Consider the following 23,692-nt stretch of genomic DNA (forward strand, 5'->3'; position numbering starts at 1 on the left):
TAGATTGAAACAAGAAAAGATTCACATCAACCCAAAATAAGCTGTACTTTTGCAGTGAAATTTTACAATTACATGGAAAAAGATTTTAAAATGACTGCTGTTACAATGGCAGGTTTAGAAGGAGTTTTAGCAGATGAACTAAGAAAGCTTGGTGGTCAGGATGTTAAGGAAGGAATACGTAATGTTACTTTTAAAGGCGATACAGGTTTTATGTACAAAGCAAATATAGCTTTGCGTACGGCTATTCGTATTTTAAAACCGATTAAAAAGAGTAAAATTTTTGATGAAGAAGATTTATACGAGGCAATTCAGCGTGTAAAATGGGATAAATATATTGATGTTGACGGAACTTTTGCTATTGGAGCAGTAGTAAATTCGAAGAATTTTACAACAAACTCACATTATATTAGTTTAAAATCGAAGGATGCAATTGCTGATTATTTTATGAGCAAGTACAAAAAGCGTCCGAATGTAGATTTAAAGCACCCGGATGTTAAAATTCACATTCATATTCATAATGAATGGTTAACAATTTCTTTAGATTCATCAGGAGATTCACTACACAAAAGAGGGTACAGAAGTGCTACCAATATTGCACCAATTAACGAAGTGTTAGCGGCTGGTTTGGTATTGTTATCTGGTTATAAAGGAGAAGAGAATTTTATCGACCCAATGTGTGGTTCAGGTACGATTTTAATTGAAGCAGCTATGGTTGCTAATAATATACCAGCAAACATTAATCGTAAGCATTTTGCTTTTGAAAACTGGAAAGATTACGATGAAGATTTATTTTTTGTAATTCAAGATGCTTTGTTAAAGAAAATTACAAGTTCTCATTTTAAAATAATGGGATTTGATAAAGCTCCGTCTGCAGTTAGCAAGGCGAAGCAAAATATAATAAATGCAAATTTAGACGAGTTTATAGGTATACACCACGTAAACTTTTTTAACTCTAAGAAAGAAGTATTTGGTAAAACTACTATTTTATTTAATCCACCTTATGGTGAACGTTTAAATATTGATGTAGAAGAGTTTTATAGAAAGATAGGAGATACCTTAAAGCATAATTACCACGATTCTACAGCTTGGTTAATTACTTCGGATATGCTTGCTTTAAAACATGTAGGGTTAAGAACATCAAAGAGAATACCGCTTAAAAATGCCGATTTAGATTGTCGTTTTGTAAAGTATGAACTTTATGAAGGAAGTAAAAGAATTAAGAATGATTTCGAATCTGATATCGAAGCATAATAAAAAAATCCGCTGAAAACTTTCAGCGGATTTTTTGTTGTTTGAAAATTAATAATAGTCAAGATCATCCATGACAATTATTAACTTGGTTTTTTGTTTAATAGAACAAAGAATCCATAGTAATTTATAGAAATATGCTAAAGTATCTAGTTTTATATCTTTTTAGTCTAAAGTTATTTTTCTAGTTTATATTTTCCAATATGACCAGATACATCTCCACCAAGGTAAAGATAACCATTGTGTTCTTCGACAGAAGTTGCTTCCGCTACAAATTTTCCAGTTGTATCGTAATATGTTTTTATTATTTCACCATTACTATTTAAGTGCATTAACATTCCATAAGGTATTGTTTTAGGCTGCATAAAAGATGGAAGTCCATAAACGATTTTTTTAATTAATGGTTTCGGATGTATTTTATCTAGTGATTCATCTCTTTTAGTTGAAAAACCAAGCCAAAAACTACCATCTTTACTTCTAGAAATTCCATTAGGAAAGCCGTTTAAATTATCTATAAATATATCAGTAGTTCCTTTTTTTTCTCCTTTAAGCCAGTATCTACGTACTCTATATTTTGCTAAATCAACCATTAATACAAACTCATCATTTTGAGAAACAGCAACTCCGTTTCCAAAATATGTCCCATCAATTAACGTCTTTACACGTTTTGTTTTTGGGTCGTAACTATAAAGGCCTCCGTCTGGTCTAACCTCCATTAATAATTTCCAAATATGTTTGTTACTAAAGTTTAATTTTGAGGATGTATTTGTAAAATAAATAACTCCATCACTAGCAATATCAACGTCATTTGGTATTAAGAATTTGTTGCCGTTTTCATCTTCACTTGCCAAAGTTTTAATATTGCCATTTTGGTCTATACTTATTAAACCTCTTTCTAAGTCGCCAGCGATTAGATTTTGATTACTATCAAAATGCATACCTGTAACCCAAGATTCTGAATTCGCAAATACGGTAACTTTTCCAGACGTATCGATTTTTAAAATGCGACCATCTGTGAAATCTGTTTTAGAAATATGTACTCCGCAATACAAATTTCCTTGATTATCTATTGCAATGTCTTCTGGTCCAAACCAGCCATTTAATTCAATCCGTTTTGTTGTACTTAATAATTCATTTTCTGACAGTAATCCATCTAGTTTTGAGATTGTTGGTGGTGACCATGCTAAAGGATTAAGTGACCAGGAATTGTATAATACATTAGTAATAAATATAGAGAAGAAGATAAATATTGTAATGATTGATATTTTTACTTTTTTTGATAATTTCATTGTGTTTGTTTTTTTAATTTATAAAAAACAAAGTAACAACAGGTTTTAATATTTATATATTGACATTTGTTATGAAATGAAAATTTCTTTTCTAATCCTACTTAAAGACTCAGGTGCTATACCAAGGAAACTCGCAATTTGGTATTGAGGAACTCTACTTGTAATTTTTTTGTTGTAATTTTTTAAAAATTCTAAATATCTTTTTTTTGCAGATTTAGTCTGCATTGTTAAAGTTCTTTCTAAGGCACAAATATGATTTTTTTCCGCTAAAATCCTACCGAATTTTTCAAATTTTGAAGATTTTTTATATAACTGAGTCAAGCTATCAAATGATATTTCATAAATTATGCTATCTTCAAGAACTTCTAAAATTTCTGATGAAGTTGTTTGATTTATAAAACTATTAAAAACCGTTATAAATTGATTGTCACAAGCGAAATAAGTAGTAATATCTTTTATATCTAAATTTTTATATGTTCTAAATAATCCCGATTGAATAAAGTATAAAGACTCTGCCGTATTTCCTTCTTCAATTAATATGGCTTTCGCTTTATATTCTTTCCTTTTTAATTGTTTAGAAAATTCACGCCATTCACTTTCTGTTAATTCAATTAATTCTTTTAATATTATACTCAGTTCGTTCATTTTTAATGGAAGATAACTTTAATTATAAGAGTTCTTTTTTATAAATTAAATCAATTATAAACAAATTTATTAGAAATAGAGATACGAATCAAACTAAGTTTAAAAACAAATCAGTAAAAACTCACAATATACATTGTGAGTTTTTACTGATTTGTTAAATAAGGTGAAGAAAAAAGATTATTTATTTTTTAATAAGTATTTACTAAAGCTTAGTCCGTTTATTTTAGTGTATTTAGAGTCTATGTCGTAGGCTACATCCATACCAGTGATGTTAAAATTTCCAGATACTTTAGCGTATTTTATGTTTAAATCTTCTTCAAACTTTACATTTTTAAAAGATACACCGTTATTAAATTCAGTATATTTAAAAATAGCACTTTCATTAAATACAGCATTCGCAAAACTTACATGTTTTTTAAAATCGGCATATTTAAAGGTTGCAGGTTCATCAAAGAAAGTGTTTTCAAAGGAAATTTCTCTCTCGAATTTTGCATATTTAAAAGTAGAGTCATTATTAAATTTTGTGTTTGAAAAATCTGTATTTCTTTCAAAATCAGAATATTTAAACATGGCTTTTTGTTTAAAAGTACAGTCTTTAAATATTACTTCATCTTCAAAATTAGCGATAAAGGTATAACCACTTTTTTCATGAGGAATGTATGCTAATACATCATCATTAAAAGTACAGTTTACAAAAGATACTTTATTTGTAATCTGTTTTTCTATGGTATTAGAACCTCCGTTATTCCACCAGCTTTTTCTTTTTGGTAATTTAGGCAAAGCCTCATCCATAAAAGTAAAGTCTAACACTCCTTTTATAGTAGCATTAGAAATAGTTACTGATTTACCACTTTTTACATCTCTAATAATATCCGAAGCATTTACTGTTTTTTGGGCATAAGTAGTTAAGCATAATAAAACGGCAATGAATGTAATTGTATTTTTCATTTTTTTTGTTTTTGTGTTATGCTTAATAGACAAAGCTTTTTTTTGTTTGTGACACTATTGCAAAGAAAAACAGCATTTAGTTGCCTAAATGCTGTTTTAAATATGTTTTTGAGAAAAGTCTTAGTTGTTTACTGAATCACTTAAACCAGCACCCGCTTTAAACTTTACTACATTTTTAGCAGCAATTTGAATTTCTTTTCCTGTCTGAGGGTTTCTACCAGTTCTAGCAGCTCTTTCAGAAACAGACCAAGTTCCCCATCCAACTAATGCAACTTTGTTACCTGACTTTAAAGACTTAGTAACGTTAGAAGTTAAAGAGTCTAATGCAGCTTTAGCATTAGCTTTAGAAATTCCTGCGTCAGCAGCCATTGCATCGATTAAATCTGATTTGTTCATAATTTTAATAAGTTTTAAAAATTAATTTTTTGTTTTTCGCTAAATAGCTCAACAAATATAGTAGGAATGCAGTACCATGCAAGTTTTGACCCTAAAAAAAGGCTTATTTGTTAATAAGTAGTCAACAATTGTTAATAACCGCGGTGCTTTTTGTAAGTAAAACGTTAAAACCTTATAAATAAAGGGCTACAGCGCTTTTGCTTCTTTGTTGAATTGAAAACCGTTTAATAAACTTTTAGCATCCATTAATTTTTTGCCAGAAATCTTAATTTCATCAATAATAAGAAAACCATCTTTTACAGCAATTTTTAATTCCTTTTTAGAGGTAATAACTGTGCCGTTTGTAAATTCATGTTCAGAAAAATATTTTGTCACACCATATATTTTAGCTGAAATTTCTTCATCACCATTTTTTATAGTCGTCCAGGCAGCAGGGTAAGGATTTAAACCACGAATATGATTGTAGATATCATTTAAAGACTTAGACCAATCTATTTTACAATTATGAGGAAACAGTTTGTAAGCTGGTTTTTCTTCTAATTCAGGTTGTTTTGTAGTGTTTACATCTCCCGTAGCAATTAAGTCCAGTGTTTCGGCAACCAAATTGGCACCTAAATACATTAATCGATCATGTAATTGACCAACAATTTCATCGTCTTTAATAGTTACTTCTTTTTGTAAGATAATTTCACCAGTGTCAATTTTATCATCAATAAAAAAGGTAGTAACACCTGTTTTGGTTTCACCATTTATAAGTGCCCAGTTAATAGGAGCAGCTCCACGATATTCTGGTAATAAAGAAGCATGTAAATTAAAAGTACCATATTCCGGCATTGCCCAAACAGTTTTTGGTAACATTCTAAAAGCAACCACTATCTGTAAATTAGCATTCCATTCTTTTAAAGCAGCCTGAAATTCTTCATTTTTTAAATTGGTAGGTTGAAGAATCGGTAGGTTTTGAGATAGCGCATATTTTTTTACAGCAGATTGATTTAGCTTACGACCTCTACCAGCAGGTTTATCTGCAGCAGTAATTACACCAACTACATTATAATCATTTTCGATAAGGTGTTGTAAAATGGTTACCGCAAAATCGGGTGTTCCCATAAAAACAATGCGTAAATCTCTCATTTATAAAAAGTATTTATTGTTAGTAACGTTTATTTTTTCTTCGGATAATAACGTACGCAAAAGTATTAAAATGTTTGCTTCTTTTTCGTTTAGATGCATACTGATTTCGTAAACAGTTAAGGCTTTATGTTTTTTTAATAAATTAAGAATAGCAAGTGGTTTTATAACAACAGTTTGTTTTGCTTGCAAGCAAACATCGCAAATACCGCACTCTTTACTAGTAATTTCATTAAAGTAATGTAATAACTGTACACTTCTGCAAACTTCATTGTTTTTAATGAACGCTAATAAATCATCATTTTTTTGCTTTTTTTGACCTAAATACAAACGGATGTTTTTAGAAACACGGTTTACGGTTGTATCATCTTCTCTAGGGTGCAGAAAAAACAACTCTGAATTATTGGTTGCTTGGTTGTATTCAAGCATTTCTTTTTCAGCCATTCGTTCTAATTCCTCAATAACACTCCACGAAGTAATACCTACTTTTTTAGCGATATAAAACTCATCAATTTTCACCAGGTTTTCAAAAACACCACCATACAAACGTAATAATATTTGGACAAAGTTTTTGGAAGACGGATTTTGCTGAGAATATAACAACACTTGTTTGCTTGAAACAGAAAATTGAATGGTAGATTTTTGTTGAAAATTAGAATTCAATTCTATGATTCCGTTACTATTTAATATCTGTAAAGCGTTATAGGTTTTATTAGCAATTAACTTGTATTTACTACAAAATTCTAAAAAGTTAAAATCGAAAGCAGTTTCGATAAGTTCTCCTTTGGCAATTTGAAAATGTTGATATAATTTTCGATGAACCAATTTTATATCTTCAATAACAGGTAGCGATTTTTCTAATAACTCTTTACTAAGTTTAATATCGTTATCATTTGTTAAAACAACCGAAAAAGCTTTGTTACCATCTCGTCCGCCACGACCGGCTTCTTGAATATAATTCTCTATAGATCCTGGAAGGTTTAAGTGAATAACAACCCGAACATTGGGTTTGTCTATTCCCATACCAAAAGCGTTTGTAGCAACAATAATTGGTGTTTTTTCTGTCATCCAACTATCAAAAGAAAGTTGTTTTTCTAAACTTGTTAATCCGCCGTGGTAAAAAGTACTTTTAAAACCGTTGGCATTTAAATAAGCACAGATTTCTTTAGTTTTAACTCTAGAGTTTACATAAACAATTGCTGGTGCTTTCGTTTTAGTAAAAATCTGATGTAATTTACGGAGTTTATCGTCCGTTTTAAAAATTTGATACGCTAGATTTTCCCTGTAAAAAGACTTTTTAAAAACCGTAGGATTTTCTAAACCTAAAGAAACTATAATATCATCAATAACTTTTTTGGTAGCTGTTGCTGTTAAAGCAATAATACTTGTTGCTGGATGTAGTTCTTTTAAAATAGCAATATGCTGATAAGAAGGGCGAAAATCGTGTCCCCATTCAGAAATACAATGCGCTTCATCAATTGCAATTAAATTTACATCTAATTGCTTTATTTTTTCTTGAATAAAGCGAGATTGTAAACGTTCGGGAGAAACATATAAAAATTTTGTTTTTCCAAAACGGATATTATCAAAAAGTGTAATAATATCATCTTGTGAGCTTCCCGAAGGAATTACGGTAGCTTTTATACCTTTTGTAACAAGACTTTCTACTTGGTCTTGCATTAATGCTATTAATGGCGAAATAACAATACAAACACCATCATTTATTAAAGCCGGAATTTGAAAACAGATAGATTTACCACCACCTGTGGGTAATAAAGCGATGGTATCTTTTTTTTCTAATACAGCAGCTATAATTTCTTGCTGAGGAACTCTAAAAGAACTGTGACCCCAGTAATGTTTTAATATGTTTGTAGATTCTTCATACATCGTTTTATAACGATTGTAAAATAAAATCGCAGCGTTTTTTTATGGTGTCAAAAGGAACATCTATAATTTCATATCCTATTTCTTGATATGCTTCTTTTAAATAGGTATCAATCTCTACAGCCTGTTCGTAGGTTTCGTAGCGCTCGTTGTCCGATTTATAAATTTTCTCCCAAGGGGCACACATAAACACTTTTGTATATAAGTATTTATTGCTTTTTTCTTTATAGATAGGCGGATACTCACTTGCTAAATAATTCATATACGCATGTACATCAGGAATTCCTCTGTCGAAAAACACAATATCATTTGGGCATTTTTCAGCTTCTAAATATTGCTGTTCTCTACCTTCTAATAGCATTTGACTAAAAAGTAAAGGTTGTTCTAAAAACAATTGATCTATTCCTTCTTTTTGAGCTTTTAAGGTAACTTCTCTCGAAATTTCTGGCATACAATGATACCCACGTTTTATAAACTCTCTTAAAATTGAAGATTTGCCTGTTCCGGGTCCTCCTATTAAAACTATTTTTTGTTGCATGGTGCAAAAATATAAGTTTCAAATTATAAATGTAATAAATAGTGTAATTTTGTCATTCATTTTTAAGATTATCTTATATACACGATAATTATTATCAGAAAAAGTTTAATAAAGCAATATGTCAGATAGAGAAGCATTTTATATCAAGTTAAAAGGTCAGTTAGAAGATACCACAACATTTCCTAGTAAATATTTATATAAATTTATTGTGCCAACAGATGGAAATCAGGTAGAAGAGGTAAAGAATTTATTTAATAAAGGAGGTGCTGTTATTGAAACAAAAAAATCTAAAACAGGTAAATACAACAGTCTTTCTATTTTTTTAAATGTAAAAAGCGCCGAGGAAGTAATTGCGTATTATAAAAAAGCAGATGTTATAAAGGGGATAATTTCATTATAAAATGAGTAAGTTTTTTTCGTTTTTTTTCGTTTTGGTTATAATTAACAATTCTTTTGCTCAAAAAGACAAAGAATTGTTTCGTATAAATAATTCGCCAGTAATGGTTTCGGAATTTAAACAAGTCTATGAAAAAAACTTAGGAATTATAGTTGATAAAAAATCTAAAAATATAGATAGTTACCTAAAGCTATATATTAATTATAAGCTAAAAGTTAAGGAAGCTTATATTTTAAAATTAGATACTTTAAAAAGTTACAAAAGGGAATTAGAAGTTTATAAAAATCAGTTAATAGCTCCTTATTTACTAGATGAAGCGTTTTTATCAAAACTAATAAAAGACGCGTATTATCGTAAAATAAATGAAGTTAAAGCAAGCCATATATTAATTAAGTTTCCTAAAAATGGTATCAAATTTGATACACTAATGCTTTATAAAAGAATTGAAGAAGTTAGAAATAGGATTTTAAACGGAGAATCTTTTGAGGAAGTAGCAAAAGAAGTTTCAGAAGATCCATCGGTTAAGATTAATGGAGGTGATTTAGGTTATTTTTCTGTATTTTCAATGTTGTACCCGTTTGAGGAAGCGGCTTATAAAACTCCCTTAAATCAAGTTTCTAAGCCTTTTAAAACAAAATACGGCTACCATATTTTAAAAGTTACTGGGAAGAGACTTTCTAAAGGATCGTTTGATGTTGCTCATATTTTGGTCAAAAATTCAAGTAATAGTAAAGAAAAGATAGATTCACTTTATAAAAAACTTAAATTTGGTAGTTCTTTTAATGTGGTTGCTAAAAAATACTCTGAAGACAATGCAACTGCTTTTTTAGGAGGGAATTTACCTAGGTTTGGTACAGGTGATATGGTGTCCGTTTTTGAGAATAAGGTTTTAGAAATTAAAAATGTAGGGGATTATACAGAGCCTTTTAAGACCAAATTTGGATGGCATATTGTTAAATTGCTAAAAAATCATCCAATAAGTTCTTTTGACGATGTAAAAGAGGAGTTAACTAAAAAAGTTAGAAACTCTAGTAGAGCAACTTTATCAAAAAAAGTGGTTTTAAGTAGGTTGAAGAAAGAGTACAAAATTAAAGAGTCAGAAAAAGCATTAGCTGTTTTTTTAGTGTCAGAAAATGATGAAATTAATCAAGATAACCTGAATAGTGTTTTATTAACTATCAATAAAAAGAAAATATTTGTAAAATCGTTTTATTATTATCGTAAAAAGAATAAAAGTTTACCAATAAAAACAGTTTATGAAGATTTTATAAATTATGAAGTTTTAACGTATTTTAAAAATGATTTATTACATACAAAACCGGAGTTTAAGCAGGCTTTTTTTAGAATACAAAGAAGGATTGCTTTTGTTTGAATTATTACAAGAAAAAATATGGAATACATCTTTAAATGATACTATTGGTTTAAAAGCGTTTTATAAATTAAATAAATCAAAATATAAAAACAAATCATTTACTGAAGTAAGAGGATATGTAATTACTGATTATCAAAAACAGCTAGAAGCAGACTGGGTAAAAGAGCTACGAGAAAAAAATAAAATAGAAATAAAAGAAAAAGAATTACAAAAGTTTAAAAAAATATACAATCAATAAAAAGTGAAGAAAATAATCCTTTTATTAATAATAATACTTGTTGTTTCATGTGATTTTTTTAGTTTAAAAACTAAAAGAGTAGAACAGCATAGGCCTATTGCTACCGTTTATAATAAAAACCTTTACAAGAAAGATATTGCTGATTTAATTCCCAAAGGTATTACCAAAAAAGATAGTATGGTAATCATAAAAGGCCTTATAAATTCTTGGGCAAAGAAAGAATTATTACTAGCAAAAGCAGAAGAAAATATATCTGGTGTTAATAGTGGTAAGATAGAAAAATTAGTAAATAATTATAAGAAGAGTTTATATATAAATGGCTACAAAGAGCGTTTAATAAAACAGCAATTAGATACGGTTGTAAATCAAGAAGAAATAGAGTTGTATTATCAAAAAAATAAAGAAAACTTCAAGTTAAGCGAAGAACTTTTGCAATTTGAGTATATTCATTTTGGTAAAGATTTTTTAGATAAAGAAGAAACCATAAAAAACTTTAAATCTTCAGATGAAGTAGAGCGAGAAGATTTAGAAAGATATTTATTAAACTTTAAATCTTATAGGCTACAAGATTCAACTTGGGTACCATTTTCTTATTTACAGAAAAAAGTTCCGGCTCTTGAGTCAAAAACTGATCAAAAACTGTTAAAAATATCTAAATACATACAAAAAGAAGATAGTTTAGGAGTATATTTGGTCGCTGTAAAAAATATGTTGCCAAAAAATGCAACAGCACCTTTGTTATTTGTAAGTCCGAGGATAAAACAAATAATTTTACACAAACGAAAATTAGAATTAATTAGAGAGATAGAAAAAACGTTGATAAATGATGCAATTCAAAACAAAAACTTTAAAGAATACTAGTATTTTATTTACCTTTTTCTTAGCTAGTTTAGGTGCCATAAATGCACAAGAAACTAAAATAGATGGCGTAGCAGTAGTTATTGGTAAAAATATTGTTTTAGATTCGGATATAGATAAATTTAAGCAAGAAGTTGAGCAAAGAAGCGAGGGTAAGATTACGATTTCTAATTGTGAAATGTTAGAAGACTTAATGGAACAAAAATTGCTTGCCCATCATGCAGTTATTGATAGTGTTGTTGTTACGCAATCAGATATTGATAGTAAAGTCGCAAGAAGTATAGCTTACTTTACTAATGAGTATGGTAGTGAAGAAAAAGTGGTTAAAGCATATGGTTTTAATGATATTGAAGATTTAAAGAAAGAATTGGAAAGAGTACAAAAAGAAAATCTTCTTATCGAAAAAGAACAGCAAAAAATTACGCAAGATATTGATGTTACTCCAGAAGAAATACGAGTTTATTTTAAAGGATTGGCAGATAAAGAAGAATTACCAGAAATACCAGCAGAGGTAGAGATAGCTCAATTAGTTTTAAAAGCAGAACCAACTAAAGAAGAAATCGAACGTATTATTAACAAGCTTAATGAAATTAAAAAGCAAGTTGAAGGAGGCGCAAGTTTTAAGTTAAAAGCAATTATAAATTCAGACGATCCTAGTGCTGCACAAAATAGCGGTAATATGGGAGTAATTACAAAAGAAACTGGTTTTGTAAAAGAATTTAAAGAAGTAGCTTTTTCATTAGAAGAAGGTCAAATTTCAGACCCATTTAAATCTCCTTTCGGATACCATATTGTTTTATTAAATAAAATAAGAGGTAATGGTCGTGATGTTTCTCATATATTAATGCAACCAGAAATTTCTGATGCTAAATTAAGTGAAACAAAAGAAGCTATCGAAAAGATTGTTAAAGATGTAAAAGATGGTACGATAACTTTTGAAGAAGCTGTAAAAGAGTATTCAGAAGAAGAGGAAACAAAAAATAATGGAGGTTTGTTAATAAACCCATATACACAAGAAACTACTTTTGAGTTAACAAGAATGGCTCCAGATTTATTTGGTAGAATTAGTGAACTTAATAAAAGTGATTTGTCTGATGTTTTTTACGATGAAACTCGAGAAGGTGAAAAAATGTATAAAGTAATCTTATTGAAAGATAAAACGGAAACACATACAGCCGACCTTGTAGAAGATTATGTAAGAATGCAACAGTTTGCATTAGCAAAGAAAAAAGAAGAAACAATAGCAAAGTGGACTAAAGAGAAAATTCAAGAAACGTATATAAAATTAGGAAGCGATTATAAAGATTGTACTTTCGAAAAAGATTGGAAAAAAGAAAACAAATAAGAACTAATAATTTTAGTATATTGTGATTCCCGCGTTTAGCGGGAATCTTATTTTATAATAGTTTGTAAATTAAGATTTTTTGAAAAAGAACATTTAAAATTTAATTCATGTCAGACGTTACTGCTGTAAACAATTTAGTAAAAAAGTTTAGTCAATTACAACAAGAAATAGGTAAGGTTATAATTGGGCAGCAAGAGGCTGTAAATTATACCTTATTGTCTGTTCTTTGCGGAGGTCATTCTCTTTTAATAGGAGTGCCCGGTTTGGCAAAAACTTTGCTAGTAAATACCATTTCTGATGTATTAGGTTTGCAATTTAGCCGTATTCAGTTTACACCCGATTTAATGCCTTCGGATATTTTAGGAAGTGAAATTTTAGATGAAAACCGTCAGTTTAAATTTATAAAAGGACCCATTTTTTCTAATATTATTCTAGCGGATGAAATTAACCGTACGCCACCTAAAACACAAGCAGCTTTGTTAGAAGCAATGCAAGAAAAATCGGTTACTATTTCGGTTAATCATTACAAGCTAGATTTACCTTTTTTTGTGTTAGCGACACAAAACCCTATTGAACAAGAAGGAACGTATCCTTTACCAGAAGCACAGTTAGATAGGTTTATGTTTTCTATTCATTTAGAATATCCAACATTTGAAGAAGAGGTTGAAGTTGTAAAAAGCACCACATCAACAATTAGCCAAAAGGTAACTTCAATTTTATCATCACAAGAAATTATAGAATTGCAAAAGTTGATTAGAAGAATACCTGTAGCTGATAATGTAGTAGAATATGCAGTTGGATTAGTCGGAAAAACACGTCCGAAATCAGATAAATCAACAGAACTAATTAAAAAATATATCGATTGGGGTGCAGGACCAAGAGCTTCACAAAACTTAATTTTAGCAGCAAAAGCGCATGCAGCGATAAACGGAAAATTTTCTCCAGATATTGAAGATGTTCAAGCAGTTGCTATTCCGATATTATCACACAGAATCGTTAAAAATTATAAAGCAGAAGCCGAAGGAATTACAATTAAAGAAATTATTAAATCATTATTTTAATGAAAAAGTTATTTGTACTTAGTGTCTTGTTTTTAGCTATAATAATTTCTTGTAAAAAAGAAATTGTAACAGTTGATGTAGTAGAAGAAACAGAAAAAAAAGAGATTATAGCTATAATGAGAAGTCAAGAAAAAGCGTGGTCTAATCACGATTTAGAAGGTTTTATGCAAGGCTATTGGAAAAGTGATTCTTTAAAGTTTTACGGAAGTAATGGAATTACTTTTGGCTGGGATAAAACCTTAGCGAATTATAAAAAAGGCTACCCTACAAAAGACTATTCCGGAGAGCTTAAGTTTAAAGTTAACGATATTTCAAAGATAAATAACGATGCTTATTTTGTAATGGGAGCATATCATTTAACAAGAAAAGTAGGCAATGCAAACGGAGTGTTTATGATTATTTTTAAAAAGATAAATGGTGAATGGAAAATTATAGCAGATACTTCGTGTTAAGAAGTTAAATACTTTAAAAAACAAAAAAAGAGGCAATTTCAATTGAAATTGCCTCTTTTTTATGACGCAAAAATATTTTTTATGAAAACATCTTTGCTACTTTTTCAGCTTTTCTACTTTCGCTATAATCATAAAAACCTTCACCAGATTTACTTCCTAATTTACCAGCATTTACCATGTTTACTAGTAAAGGACAAGGAGCATATTTAGGATTTTTAAATCCGTCGTACATTACATTTAAAATCGACAAACAAACATCTAAACCAATAAAATCAGCTAATTGTAAAGGTCCCATTGGGTGCGCCATACCTAACTTCATTACAGTATCAATTTCAGCAACACCAGCAACACCATTGTATAATGTTTCGATAGATTCGTTAATCATTGGCATTAAAATACGGTTAGCTACAAAGCCAGGGTAATCATTTACTTCAACAGGTATTTTACCTATTTTTTTAGTTAAATCAACCGTAAAATTCATTACTTCATCCGTAGTATTATAACCTCTAATAATTTCAACCAATTTCATGATTGGCACCGGATTCATGAAATGCATTCCAATTACTTTCTCGGGTCTATTAGTAACTGCAGCGATTTGTGTGATAGAAATAGAAGAAGTATTGGTAGCCAAAATGGTATCTTCAGGACAAACTTCATCTAAGTTTTTAAATATTTTTAATTTTAAATCTACATTTTCAGTAGCAGCTTCAACAACTAAACTAGCGTATTGAACACCTTCTTTAATAGATGTATAGGTAGAGATGTTACCTAAAGTTGTATTTTTATCTTCTTCAGATATTTTTTCTTTAACAACCATTCTATCTAAATTCTTAGTAATAGTTGCTAAACCTTTATCTAAGGCAGTTTGAGATATATCAATAAGTTGAACATTGTATCCAAATTGAGCAAATGTATGCGCAATTCCGTTACCCATAGTTCCTGCTCCAATTACAGCGATATTTTTCATTTTTAGTGTGTTTTATTATTTTTTAAAGCAATCAATTATCATGTGAGCAACGCGTAAAGCTTCGGTTCCTTGACTTAATGATACGATTGGTGTTGTGTTATTGTTTATTGCATCAGCAAACGATTCTAACTCGTCTAAAATAGCATTGTTTTCAACGACCTCAGGATTGTCGAAATAAATTTGTTTTTTTACACCTTCAGCATTTTGAAGAATCATTGCAAATTCATCAGGATTCTCAGGAACATCTTTCATTTTAACCACTTCTGATTTTTTCTCTAAGAAATCAACAGAAATATAAGCATCTCTTTGAAAAAAGCGACTTTTACGCATGTTTTTCATTGAAATTCTACTAGAAGTTAAGTTTGCTACACATCCGTTTTCAAACTCAATACGCGCATTGGCAATATCTGGTGTGTCAGAAATAACTGAAACTCCGCTTGCATGTACGTTTTTTACTTTAGATTTTACTACCGATAAAATAACATCAATATCATGAATCATTAAATCTAAAACAACAGGCACATCAGTTCCCCTAGGATTAAATTCGGCTAATCTATGTGTTTCGATAAACATTGGTGTATCTATCATATCTTTTACAGCTGTAAAAGCAGGGTTGAAACGTTCTACATGACCAACTTGACCACGAATATGGTTTTGACTAGCTAAAGTTCTAATAGCTTCAGCTTCTTGTAAAGTGTTTGTAATTGGTTTTTCAATAAAAATGTGTTTTCCTTTTTCAATTGCTTGTTTGGCACAATCGAAGTGAGATAATGTTGGTGTAACAATATCTACAACATCTACAGCATCTATTAACTCATCAACAGAGTCAAATAATTTATATCCAAATTCTTTTGCTACTTTTTTAGCGTTTTCAGTATAAGAATCGTAAAATCCTACCAATTCATATTTTTCGGATTGTTGTAACAAACGCAAGTGAATTTTACCTAAATGACCTGCACCTAAAACTCCAGCTTTTAACATAGTATGTTTAATTTTGTATGGTCATTTTTAATAAAAGAAGTAGTTCTTACCAGAAGATTACTTAACAATTTAATCTATAAATGCCATTGTTTTTAACCTATTTTGCTTTTCTGTTTTCACTAGAAAAGCAATGCAAACAAAGATACACTTTTATACAGATTTATTACTATTTTTGAATTGTTGAAATTTTACCATTTGTGATAGATACTACCAAACACCAAGGACTTAGAAATCAATTAGCTATTGTTTTACAAACAAAGGGGATTGAAGATGAAAACGTGTTAAACGCCATACGAAAAATACCGAGACATCTTTTTATAGATAGCAGTTTCGAGGCACACGCATATCAAAATAAAGCATTTCCTATTGCTGCAGATCAAACAATTTCTCATCCTTATACAGTTGCATTTCAGTCTCAGGTTTTAAAAATAAAACCAGGAGATAAAGTTTTAGAAATAGGGACAGGATCAGGGTATCAAACAGCTGTTTTATTAGAGTTAAAGGCAGAGGTTTTTACCATAGAACGACAACATGAGTTGTTTAAAAGAACGTCAAGATTTTTACCTAAAATAGGATATCGTCCAAAACGATTTATTTTTGGTGACGGTTATAAAGGATTGCCAGAAGAAGCTCTTTTTGATCAAATTATTGTTACAGCAGGAGCTCCGTTTGTGCCAAAAGCTTTATTAGGACAAATAAAAGTAGGAGGTAAGTTGTTGATTCCCGTGGGAGATAAAGAGCAAATAATGACTTTATTTGTAAGAAAATCACCAAAAGAGTTTGAGAAATATGAATTGGGTGATTTTAAATTCGTACCAATGTTAGAAGAAAAAAACTAAAAAATCCGCCTAATAAAAGCGGATTTATTGAATTTGAATAAAAAGAAACATCAAGTTACTCAGAAATTTCTGTTGTATCTGCAACAATAATTTCCGATTGATGTTGGTTTTGTTTTGTTTGATTATTTTTTGCTAAACCACAAGGATTTGTACTTCCGCAAGAAGAAAAACCTATTAAACTAACGACACAAATTGCAATAAATACTACTTTTTTCATTTTTGTTGTTTTATAAAAATCAAATATACATATTTCTAATTAACTCACCAGAGTCTTTCTTCGAATCAATAACGTTAAACCCAATCATTTTATTTTGTATTTGGGTAATTAAATCTTCAGAGATAGGTTTACCGTCATTCCATTCGGTTATAGATAACCATTCTTGAATGTCTTCTATCTTCTGTTCGTATCTGTGCGCCAAAGTTTCATCTATATTATGAATGTCTTTAAAATCATCAGTACAATTATTAATGATATTTAAAACATTTTTAACTTCTTCAAAATTATTTTCTAAAACTTCGTTGCGAACTGCCACTACAAAACATGGCCAAGGTGTAGGGCAATCTCCTAGGCGTCTAAAAGTATTGTTATCTACTAAAGGTTTTGTGGTAAAATGCTCCCACATAAAGTAATCTGCATCTCCCTTCGTTAGTGCATTAATACCACCTTGTAGGTCGCCAACAACTTTAAACTTTAGGTTATCAATATCCCAACCGTTATTGTGTGCGTTTACGATTGCCATTAAATGAGAACCAGATCCAAAACGGCTAATTGCTACAGTGGCATTTTCTAAATCAGCTATTTTTTTAAATTTTGATTTATCACCAACATGAATTCCCCATATTAAAGGACTCTTAACAAAGGTTTGTGTTATTTTAGAAGGATTACCATTAATGATATCTTTAATAATTCCTTCGGTTAATACAATAGCAATATCTACTTCGCCAGAGCGGAGGGCTTTGCACATTTGCCCTGTACCACCAGGAAAATCTTGCCAACGTAAATTAATACCTTGGTTTGTAAATTCTTTATTTTTTAAAGTAATATACCAAGGATAATTAAAGTGTTCTGGTACACCACCTACTTTTAAGTTTAGCATTATCCTACTAATTTATCTAATGTATATGTAATTAAATCGGCCACCACTTTACCAGGGTCTTCACTAAAAGTACCATTAGCTCTGTTTGCAATTATAGCATTCATAGAGGCCGCATTATGGCCTAATAATTTTGATAGACCATAAATAGCAGAAGTTTCCATTTCTAAATTGGTAATTCTGTTTTCATTATGGTTAAAGCTATCTATTTTTCTATTTAAATCTCCATCTTGTAAAGGTAAACGTAAAATACGACCTTGTGGCCCATAAAAACCTCCAGCGGTAGCTGTGATTCCTTTAAAAACGATACCAGACATTAATTTATCTTCTAAGCTTTTTCCGTTTGAAACAACCAGTGGATATGATTTTTTAGTGTTCCAGTTAGTTTGCGCAATAAAAGCTTGCTCAATTTCTGGATGCGCTATTTCTGCTGTTTGATATGATAACAACATTCCGTTTAAATCGATCGCATGAGAACTTAATAAGAAACTATTTACAGGAATATCAGCTTGTAAAGAGCCCGAAGTTCCGATACGTGTAATATTTAATTGCGTATGTGTTTCTTTTATTTTACGTGTTTTTAAATCGATGTTAACCAAAGCATCTAATTCATTTAAAACAATATCAATATTATCAGGACCAATTCCGGTAGAAACCACGGTTAAGCGTTTTCCTTTATAGGTTCCTGTAGTTGTTTTAAATTCACGTTTTTGAGTTGTAAACTCAATGGTGTCAAAATGTTGTGAAACTTTATCTACACGATATTGATCGCCAACAAAAATAATATCGTTAGCTAGGTGTTCTGGTCTTAAATTTAGATGATATATGCTTCCATCAGGATTTAAGATAAGCTCAGAATTTTGAATATTCATTTATGATGTGATTTTTAGCAGCTTATTTGTAGTGTTTACATATAAGTAGCTGTATTTTTTAGCCCCGCCAAGATACGAAAAATCAGAACGTATTTTGCCATAATAATTTGTTTGTTGATGCAATACTTTTTTACCTATTTTACTTAGTTTAATAGGATTAAAAGAAGTGAACATGTTTTTTAATTGATTAATTTTATTAAAATATTGAGAATCGGCAAATCCGTAGTTTTCTTGGTTGATTAATAGCTTGTTAACCAATTGTGTTTTACTTTCAAATTGATTGTTGTTTGCCGTTTTTAAAATACTATTTTCAATATGATTTAAACCATTTTCAATTGATGGAAAGCGAAGTAAATGGTTTTTTATGGTTTCTTCTAAGTAGCTAAAAGTATTATTTTTGTCGAGTTTATAAATGTTTTCTAACTGTAACGGACTATCAGAACAATATAATTGCCAAATATAATCGGCATATTCAATGTCATCTTTCGTTAAGGTAATCTTGTTTTTATAGTGCTCTTGTAGTTGATTTTTTGAGAGTTCTGATAAGCTTACTAACTTTTTTTGAGTATTTAATTTTCCGCTACAAACTAATGATATTTGTCGTCCTTTTCGGTAATGTTTTAACCAGCTAATTACAGCAAGCATGTTTACTTGACAAAATAAATCATGCTCAAACCAAAGTATAATTTCGTCTTGAGCTTTTTCGTTACAAAGGTTGCGATATTCTTTTAAAGTATTATCGATAAACTTTTGTTTTGAAACTTTATAAGATGTTTTTAGAAACTCGAAACGTATTTTCCAGAAACTTTCACTACCAACATCGGCAGTAGTTTTTCCTTCACATAGCATTTCTCGCCATGTAATAACTTTACCTTCAAAGTTTAATTCTTCAAGTCTTTTAGTAGTAAAGTCTCCGTTTGTAATATGTAATTTAGGGGAAATCATATTTAATGGGATTTTAGTTGAGTATTTAATTTTCTATATAATAACGCTCATTTGATAACGTTATTGTTAATTGGTTGATTTTTTAATACTTAGCTAATATAAAAGCAAAAAAGTCAAGAATTTAAATTCTTGACTTTTTTTACTTTTAACCTCCAACGCGTTTTACATTAAAGCCTTTATCTTTTAAAATTTGCATTATTTTATCACGATAATCTCCCTGAATAATTATTTTATCGTCTTTAAAACTGCCACCAACACTTAGCGTTGTTTTAATTTCTTTTGCTAATTTTTTAAAATCTTTCGTAGCACCAGTATAACCATCTAAAATTGTAATAGGTTTTCCTTTGCGTTTCTCATATTTACAAAGTATTGGATCCTCTTGTAACCAAATTTCTGATTTCTCTTCTTTTTTTACTTCCGTTTCTTTATGTTCTGGAAATAAATTTTTTAATTGATCGTGTAAATCCATTGTACTATTTTTTCAACCCTAATTCACGTAAACGCTCATCTAAAAATTCACCAGCAGTAATATCATCAAATTTCTTCGGGTTGTTTTCATCGATACAATTTTCTAAAACATCTAATTTCATTTCAGAAATAGGGTGCATAAAAAACGGAATTGAGTATCGAGAAGTTCCCCAAGATTCTTTTGGCGGATTGGTAACTCGGTGAATAGTCGATTTTAATTTATTGTTACTGTGACGTGATAGCATATCGCCAACATTTATCATTAATTCATCAGGTTGTGCAACAGCATCAATCCAATCTCCTTTATGATTTTGAACTTGTAATCCTTTTCCTTGAGCACCCATTAATAAAGTAATTAAATTAATGTCTCCATGGGCAGCAGCTCTTTCAGCTCCTTTAGGCTCTGATTGAATAGGGGGATAGTGAATAGGGCGTAAAATACTATTCCCATTCTTTATATAATTATCAAAGTAAGTTTCTTCTAAATCTAAATGTAATGCTAAAGAACGCAATACGTATTTTGCTGTTTTTTCTAACATTTGATAGGTTTGTTTACCTACTTCGTTAAATTTTGCAAGTTCCTCAACAGTTACATTATCAGGATATTCGTTTGCATATTTAGAAGCCGCATCTACATATTGTCCAAAATGCCAGAATTCTTTTAAATCTCCTTCTTTTTTTCCTTTAGCACTTTCTTTACCAAAAGAAACATAACCTCTTTGGCCGCCAATACCCGGAATTTCATACTTCTCTTTTACGTTTGTAGGTAAGTCGAAAAAGTTTTTTATTTCTGTATATAAATTATCAACTAATTCATCATCTAAGAAATGACCTTTTAAAGCCACAAACCCTATATTCTCATAAGCGTCACCAATTTCATTGATGAATTTTTGTTTTCTGCTTTTATCATCAGATAAAAAGTCTGCTAAATTTACGCTTGGAATTTTATTCATTGTTAATAAGTTTAATTATTCAGAGTGTAAAGTTAATGAAATCAACTGTAAGCTCTAAAATTACTTATTAACAAAAGGTATTAAATATGAGATTGTGTAATTGAAGCCAAAACCAGTGTTGCTTTCAAATACGCGATTAAAACCGGGTGCATACAAGGTTTTAAAGTTCTTCTGATCGTCTAAACTTAGCATTATTTTATAAGAAAAGCCTGCGCTTAAAAATAAATTTTTAAAAGTCTCAACCTTTATACCTAATTGAAATTCAGTCCAATGAGCAGTTAAACCTGTTTCTGCAATAGGAGTTTCAATAGTGTTAGACGGAAAATAAGTGCTTCCTACATTTGATTGATAGCTGTTTAAAGTCTGATCGAAAAGAGCAAAACCATAACGCATACCTACATAAATTTCGTTATTCATGTCTAACCAGTTTTGGTAGGCATTAAAATTTGCACCAAGTCTTATAAAGCTTCCTTTTGATGTTGATTTAGTAAAGTCTTCAAAGGTTATTTCCTCTTCATAGCCAAGCTCGGTAGCTAGATACCATTTTTTAGAAACACGATAATCAGCGACCAATTCTAAACCGCTATAACTTTTATCAACGATTGCTAATACAGGTCGGCTAATATCAACACCTAAACGTAATCCGTAACCAGTTTTATATGTTATACTATCTTTTTTCGCTTCTGATATTTCTTTTTTTTGTGAATACCCATTTGCATAAATAACAATCAAACAGAGACTAATAATATACTTGTACATGCGCGTTTGTTTGATTATTAATATTTGAAATTGTTGAAGTAGATAAATTATTTATCCAACCTGTGTGTTCTAGATTTACATCTTTAAATATAACTCTAAAACCACAAGAACGAGAAATATAATCATCTTCAGAATCATATTTTATAGTAAGTGTTGCTGTTTGGTTTGTAGCTTTACTACCATCAATATTATTCATTTTAAGTGTGTAAACAGTTTCTTCAGATAAAGAATTTAACGGAATAGCAATACTATCTGTAGTTCTATTTGTAAAAAGGCTGTCTGTTTTTCCTTGGGCTATTATAGAAAAACGTTCCACTTGTTTTAGTTGAAATACATCGTCTTTATCATAAAAGCGCAAAACTAAATTAGGTGTTATAGAATCTTGAACACAGAAATCATCCTTTTCACAAGATGAAATTCCTATCAAACAAATAAATATAATAAAGAGGTATTTTTTCATTTAAGATTTATTTTTCAAATAAAACAACGGTTTCTATATGTGCTGTATGCGGAAACTGATCTACTAAACTAATTTTTTTAATAAAGTAACCTGCCTGCATTAGTTGTTCCGTATCACGTGCTTGCGTTGCTGGGTTACAAGATACATAAACCATTCTATCTGCATTTAAGTTGATGATTTTGGTTAATGTTTTCGGAGCAATACCTGCACGAGCTGGATCTAAGATAATTGTTCTAATTTTATTCTGATATTGTGGGTGTTCTTTTAAGAATTTACCAACATCGGCAGCATAAAATTGTAAACCTTCTATGTTGTTTCGCTTTGCATTTTTCTTAGCATCTTCAATTGCTGATGCAACAATATCAACACCAACTATTTTTGCATTTTCGCTTCTTGATGCTAAAATTTGACCAATAGTTCCGGTACCACAAAAAAGATCCATTACCACAGTATTGTCTATAGCCTCTTTATTTTCTAAAGCATAATCAACAACTTTTGTGTATAATTTTTCGGCAGATTTAGGGTTTGTTTGAAAGAAGCTTTTCATACTAATTTCAAAATTTAAACCTAATAATTCTTCTACAATTTTATCTTTTCCGGTAACTAATTCTATACTTCCAGATGTAGCTATTGTTCTATCACCAACTTCATCATTTATAGTATGTAATAAACCGGCTAAACGATCACCAAAAATATCTTTTAACAATGCAACAAAAGCTTGCATATCAAATTTAGGTAAGTCGTAAGATGTCGTTACTAAATTAAATAATAACTCGTTTGTTTTGTACGATTTACGAACTACAAAGTACCTAAAGAAACCTTCTTTTTTAGGTCCGTGCCAAGGAGTTAAACCGGTTTTTTCACAGTATTCTCGAATTACCTTTAAATTATCCTCAACTTGAGCGTCAAATAATCCAGAATCTTTATCTAAATTATCTCCCATCCACCAAACTCCGCGACGTTTAAATCCTAAGGTAAAAAAGTCAGCATCTGTTTTATTTTCTCTGTCGTAACCAATAGCCGAAAAACCATACTCCATTTTATTTCGATAATGAAATACATTTGGTGAAGTAATAAATTCATCAAACAAGTCCTCAATATTTTCAACTTTCCCTATTCTTTGAAATAAGGATAAGGTGCTTTCTTTTTTATATTGATGTTGTAAATCGATTGGTAATTGAATATACGGAGCACCAGGAATGTCTTGAAACGGAACTTCAACTTCATTTTCAGAAGGTTCTAAAACATCAATTAATTTTGCTTCGGCATATTTTTTACTCGATTTACCAATTTGAGCTTTTACTAATTGCCCTGGTAATGTGTTAGGAACAAAAACAACAAAGCTTCCTTCTTCAGAATGAATTCTCGCAATTCCTTTTCCGCCGAAGGCATAATCTTCAATTTTTAATTCTAAAACTTGATTTTTTTTAACAAACTTATTTCGTTCTCTACGTGGCATTGTAAACTATAATTTATGGATTGCAAAATTATGAAAAGATATGGTTTGTTGATACAAAAAAGACTACTCATTTGAGTAGTCTTTTTTATGAAAGAA

At 30.0% G+C, this 23,692-nt stretch carries 27 protein-coding genes; 9 read left to right on the top strand and 18 right to left on the bottom strand.

The annotated features are described in order from the left end of the window. Positions 1-72: 72 nt before the first annotated feature. Positions 73-1,251, top strand: a complete 1,179-nt coding sequence (locus P2G10_RS10930) for a THUMP domain-containing class I SAM-dependent RNA methyltransferase (protein WP_218772724.1) — start codon at positions 73-75, stop codon at positions 1,249-1,251. Between the two features lie 173 nt (positions 1,252-1,424). On the opposite strand, the gene P2G10_RS10935 is transcribed toward P2G10_RS10930, so the two are convergent. From P2G10_RS10935 to P2G10_RS10965, 7 genes are all read right to left on the bottom strand, one after another. Beyond that, positions 1,425-2,537 (bottom strand): SMP-30/gluconolactonase/LRE family protein, encoded by a 1,113-nt coding sequence (locus P2G10_RS10935; RefSeq protein WP_218772723.1) that lies wholly within the window; start codon positions 2,535-2,537, stop codon positions 1,425-1,427. 69 nt (positions 2,538-2,606) lie between these two features. Continuing rightward, complete coding sequence (locus P2G10_RS10940; protein WP_275316594.1) at positions 2,607-3,182, bottom strand: Crp/Fnr family transcriptional regulator; 576 nt, start codon at positions 3,180-3,182, stop codon at positions 2,607-2,609. 177 nt (positions 3,183-3,359) lie between these two features. Next, complete coding sequence (locus tag P2G10_RS10945; protein ID WP_275316595.1) at positions 3,360-4,130, bottom strand: pentapeptide repeat-containing protein; 771 nt, start codon at positions 4,128-4,130, stop codon at positions 3,360-3,362. Between the two features lie 120 nt (positions 4,131-4,250). Next, positions 4,251-4,526, bottom strand: a complete 276-nt coding sequence (locus tag P2G10_RS10950; RefSeq protein WP_218772720.1) for an HU family DNA-binding protein — start codon at positions 4,524-4,526, stop codon at positions 4,251-4,253. A gap of 186 nt (positions 4,527-4,712) precedes the next feature. Then, on the bottom strand, positions 4,713-5,657 hold the full coding sequence (gene fmt, locus P2G10_RS10955; RefSeq protein ID WP_275316597.1) for a methionyl-tRNA formyltransferase: 945 nt from the start codon (positions 5,655-5,657) through the stop codon (positions 4,713-4,715). Beyond that, the gene (locus tag P2G10_RS10960; RefSeq protein WP_275316598.1) at positions 5,658-7,541 is read right to left on the bottom strand and encodes a RecQ family ATP-dependent DNA helicase; all 1,884 of its coding nucleotides are present in this window, start codon (positions 7,539-7,541) and stop codon (positions 5,658-5,660) included. It lies immediately after the preceding gene. A gap of 4 nt (positions 7,542-7,545) precedes the next feature. Continuing rightward, positions 7,546-8,076: an AAA family ATPase gene (locus P2G10_RS10965; RefSeq protein WP_218772717.1), complete on the bottom strand. Its 531-nt coding sequence runs from the start codon at positions 8,074-8,076 to the stop codon at positions 7,546-7,548. A gap of 118 nt (positions 8,077-8,194) precedes the next feature. On the opposite strand from P2G10_RS10965, the gene P2G10_RS10970 reads away from it, so the two are divergent. The 7 genes from P2G10_RS10970 (at position 8,195) to P2G10_RS11000 (ending at position 13,799) form a co-directional block, all read left to right on the top strand. Beyond that, complete coding sequence (locus P2G10_RS10970) at positions 8,195-8,476, top strand: DUF493 family protein (RefSeq protein WP_275316599.1); 282 nt, start codon at positions 8,195-8,197, stop codon at positions 8,474-8,476. Between the two features lies 1 nt (position 8,477). Beyond that, positions 8,478-9,845, top strand: a complete 1,368-nt coding sequence (locus P2G10_RS10975) for a peptidylprolyl isomerase (protein ID WP_275316600.1) — start codon at positions 8,478-8,480, stop codon at positions 9,843-9,845. Beyond that, the gene (locus P2G10_RS10980; protein ID WP_275316602.1) at positions 9,838-10,083 is read left to right on the top strand and encodes a hypothetical protein; all 246 of its coding nucleotides are present in this window, start codon (positions 9,838-9,840) and stop codon (positions 10,081-10,083) included. Before P2G10_RS10975 ends, P2G10_RS10980 begins: the two co-directional genes overlap by 8 nt. A gap of 3 nt (positions 10,084-10,086) precedes the next feature. Then, positions 10,087-10,944, top strand: a complete 858-nt coding sequence (locus P2G10_RS10985) for a hypothetical protein (protein WP_275316603.1) — start codon at positions 10,087-10,089, stop codon at positions 10,942-10,944. Then, positions 10,907-12,286 (top strand): peptidylprolyl isomerase, encoded by a 1,380-nt coding sequence (locus P2G10_RS10990; RefSeq protein ID WP_275316604.1) that lies wholly within the window; start codon positions 10,907-10,909, stop codon positions 12,284-12,286. The genes P2G10_RS10985 and P2G10_RS10990 overlap by 38 nt, the downstream gene beginning before the upstream one ends. Before the next feature lie 107 nt (positions 12,287-12,393). Next, a complete protein-coding gene (locus P2G10_RS10995; protein WP_275316605.1) occupies positions 12,394-13,347 on the top strand; it encodes an AAA family ATPase in 954 nt (317 codons plus the stop codon). After that, complete coding sequence (locus P2G10_RS11000; RefSeq protein ID WP_275316607.1) at positions 13,347-13,799, top strand: YybH family protein; 453 nt, start codon at positions 13,347-13,349, stop codon at positions 13,797-13,799. Before P2G10_RS10995 ends, P2G10_RS11000 begins: the two co-directional genes overlap by 1 nt. Positions 13,800-13,878: 79 nt before the next feature. On the opposite strand, the gene P2G10_RS11005 is transcribed toward P2G10_RS11000, so the two are convergent. Together P2G10_RS11005 and P2G10_RS11010 are read right to left on the bottom strand one after the other, a co-directional pair. Beyond that, the gene (locus tag P2G10_RS11005; protein ID WP_218772711.1) at positions 13,879-14,766 is read right to left on the bottom strand and encodes a 3-hydroxybutyryl-CoA dehydrogenase; all 888 of its coding nucleotides are present in this window, start codon (positions 14,764-14,766) and stop codon (positions 13,879-13,881) included. Between the two features lie 15 nt (positions 14,767-14,781). Next, complete coding sequence (locus tag P2G10_RS11010; protein ID WP_218772710.1) at positions 14,782-15,747, bottom strand: Gfo/Idh/MocA family protein; 966 nt, start codon at positions 15,745-15,747, stop codon at positions 14,782-14,784. Between the two features lie 197 nt (positions 15,748-15,944). On the opposite strand from P2G10_RS11010, the gene P2G10_RS11015 reads away from it, so the two are divergent. Continuing rightward, positions 15,945-16,586, top strand: coding sequence for a protein-L-isoaspartate(D-aspartate) O-methyltransferase (locus P2G10_RS11015; protein ID WP_218772709.1), 642 nt, complete (start codon positions 15,945-15,947; stop codon positions 16,584-16,586). 55 nt (positions 16,587-16,641) lie between these two features. On the opposite strand, the gene P2G10_RS11020 is transcribed toward P2G10_RS11015, so the two are convergent. The 9 genes from P2G10_RS11020 to rlmD form a co-directional block, all read right to left on the bottom strand. Continuing rightward, positions 16,642-16,803 (bottom strand): hypothetical protein, encoded by a 162-nt coding sequence (locus P2G10_RS11020; protein ID WP_218772708.1) that lies wholly within the window; start codon positions 16,801-16,803, stop codon positions 16,642-16,644. A 19-nt stretch (positions 16,804-16,822) separates the two neighbouring features. Continuing rightward, on the bottom strand, positions 16,823-17,683 hold the full coding sequence (locus P2G10_RS11025; RefSeq protein WP_218772707.1) for a substrate-binding domain-containing protein: 861 nt from the start codon (positions 17,681-17,683) through the stop codon (positions 16,823-16,825). Further along, a complete protein-coding gene (locus tag P2G10_RS11030) occupies positions 17,683-18,552 on the bottom strand; it encodes a nucleoside phosphorylase (protein WP_275316608.1) in 870 nt (289 codons plus the stop codon). The genes P2G10_RS11025 and P2G10_RS11030 overlap by 1 nt, the downstream gene beginning before the upstream one ends. After that, on the bottom strand, positions 18,553-19,497 hold the full coding sequence (locus P2G10_RS11035; protein ID WP_338056318.1) for a DUF1835 domain-containing protein: 945 nt from the start codon (positions 19,495-19,497) through the stop codon (positions 18,553-18,555). Between the two features lie 145 nt (positions 19,498-19,642). Further along, the gene (locus tag P2G10_RS11040) at positions 19,643-19,966 is read right to left on the bottom strand and encodes a translation initiation factor (protein WP_218772705.1); all 324 of its coding nucleotides are present in this window, start codon (positions 19,964-19,966) and stop codon (positions 19,643-19,645) included. 4 nt (positions 19,967-19,970) lie between these two features. Then, positions 19,971-20,918, bottom strand: coding sequence for an isopenicillin N synthase family dioxygenase (locus P2G10_RS11045; RefSeq protein ID WP_218772704.1), 948 nt, complete (start codon positions 20,916-20,918; stop codon positions 19,971-19,973). 60 nt (positions 20,919-20,978) lie between these two features. After that, positions 20,979-21,677, bottom strand: a complete 699-nt coding sequence (locus P2G10_RS11050) for a DUF6048 family protein (protein ID WP_275316610.1) — start codon at positions 21,675-21,677, stop codon at positions 20,979-20,981. Then, complete coding sequence (locus tag P2G10_RS11055) at positions 21,658-22,137, bottom strand: DUF6452 family protein (RefSeq protein WP_275316612.1); 480 nt, start codon at positions 22,135-22,137, stop codon at positions 21,658-21,660. Before P2G10_RS11055 ends, P2G10_RS11050 begins: the two co-directional genes overlap by 20 nt. Positions 22,138-22,144: 7 nt before the next feature. Beyond that, positions 22,145-23,596, bottom strand: coding sequence for a 23S rRNA (uracil(1939)-C(5))-methyltransferase RlmD (gene rlmD / locus P2G10_RS11060; RefSeq protein WP_275316613.1), 1,452 nt, complete (start codon positions 23,594-23,596; stop codon positions 22,145-22,147). Between the last annotated feature and the right edge of the window lie 96 nt (positions 23,597-23,692).

The organism is Tenacibaculum bernardetii, assembly GCF_029125915.1.
Taxonomy (GTDB): domain Bacteria; phylum Bacteroidota; class Bacteroidia; order Flavobacteriales; family Flavobacteriaceae; genus Polaribacter; species Polaribacter bernardetii.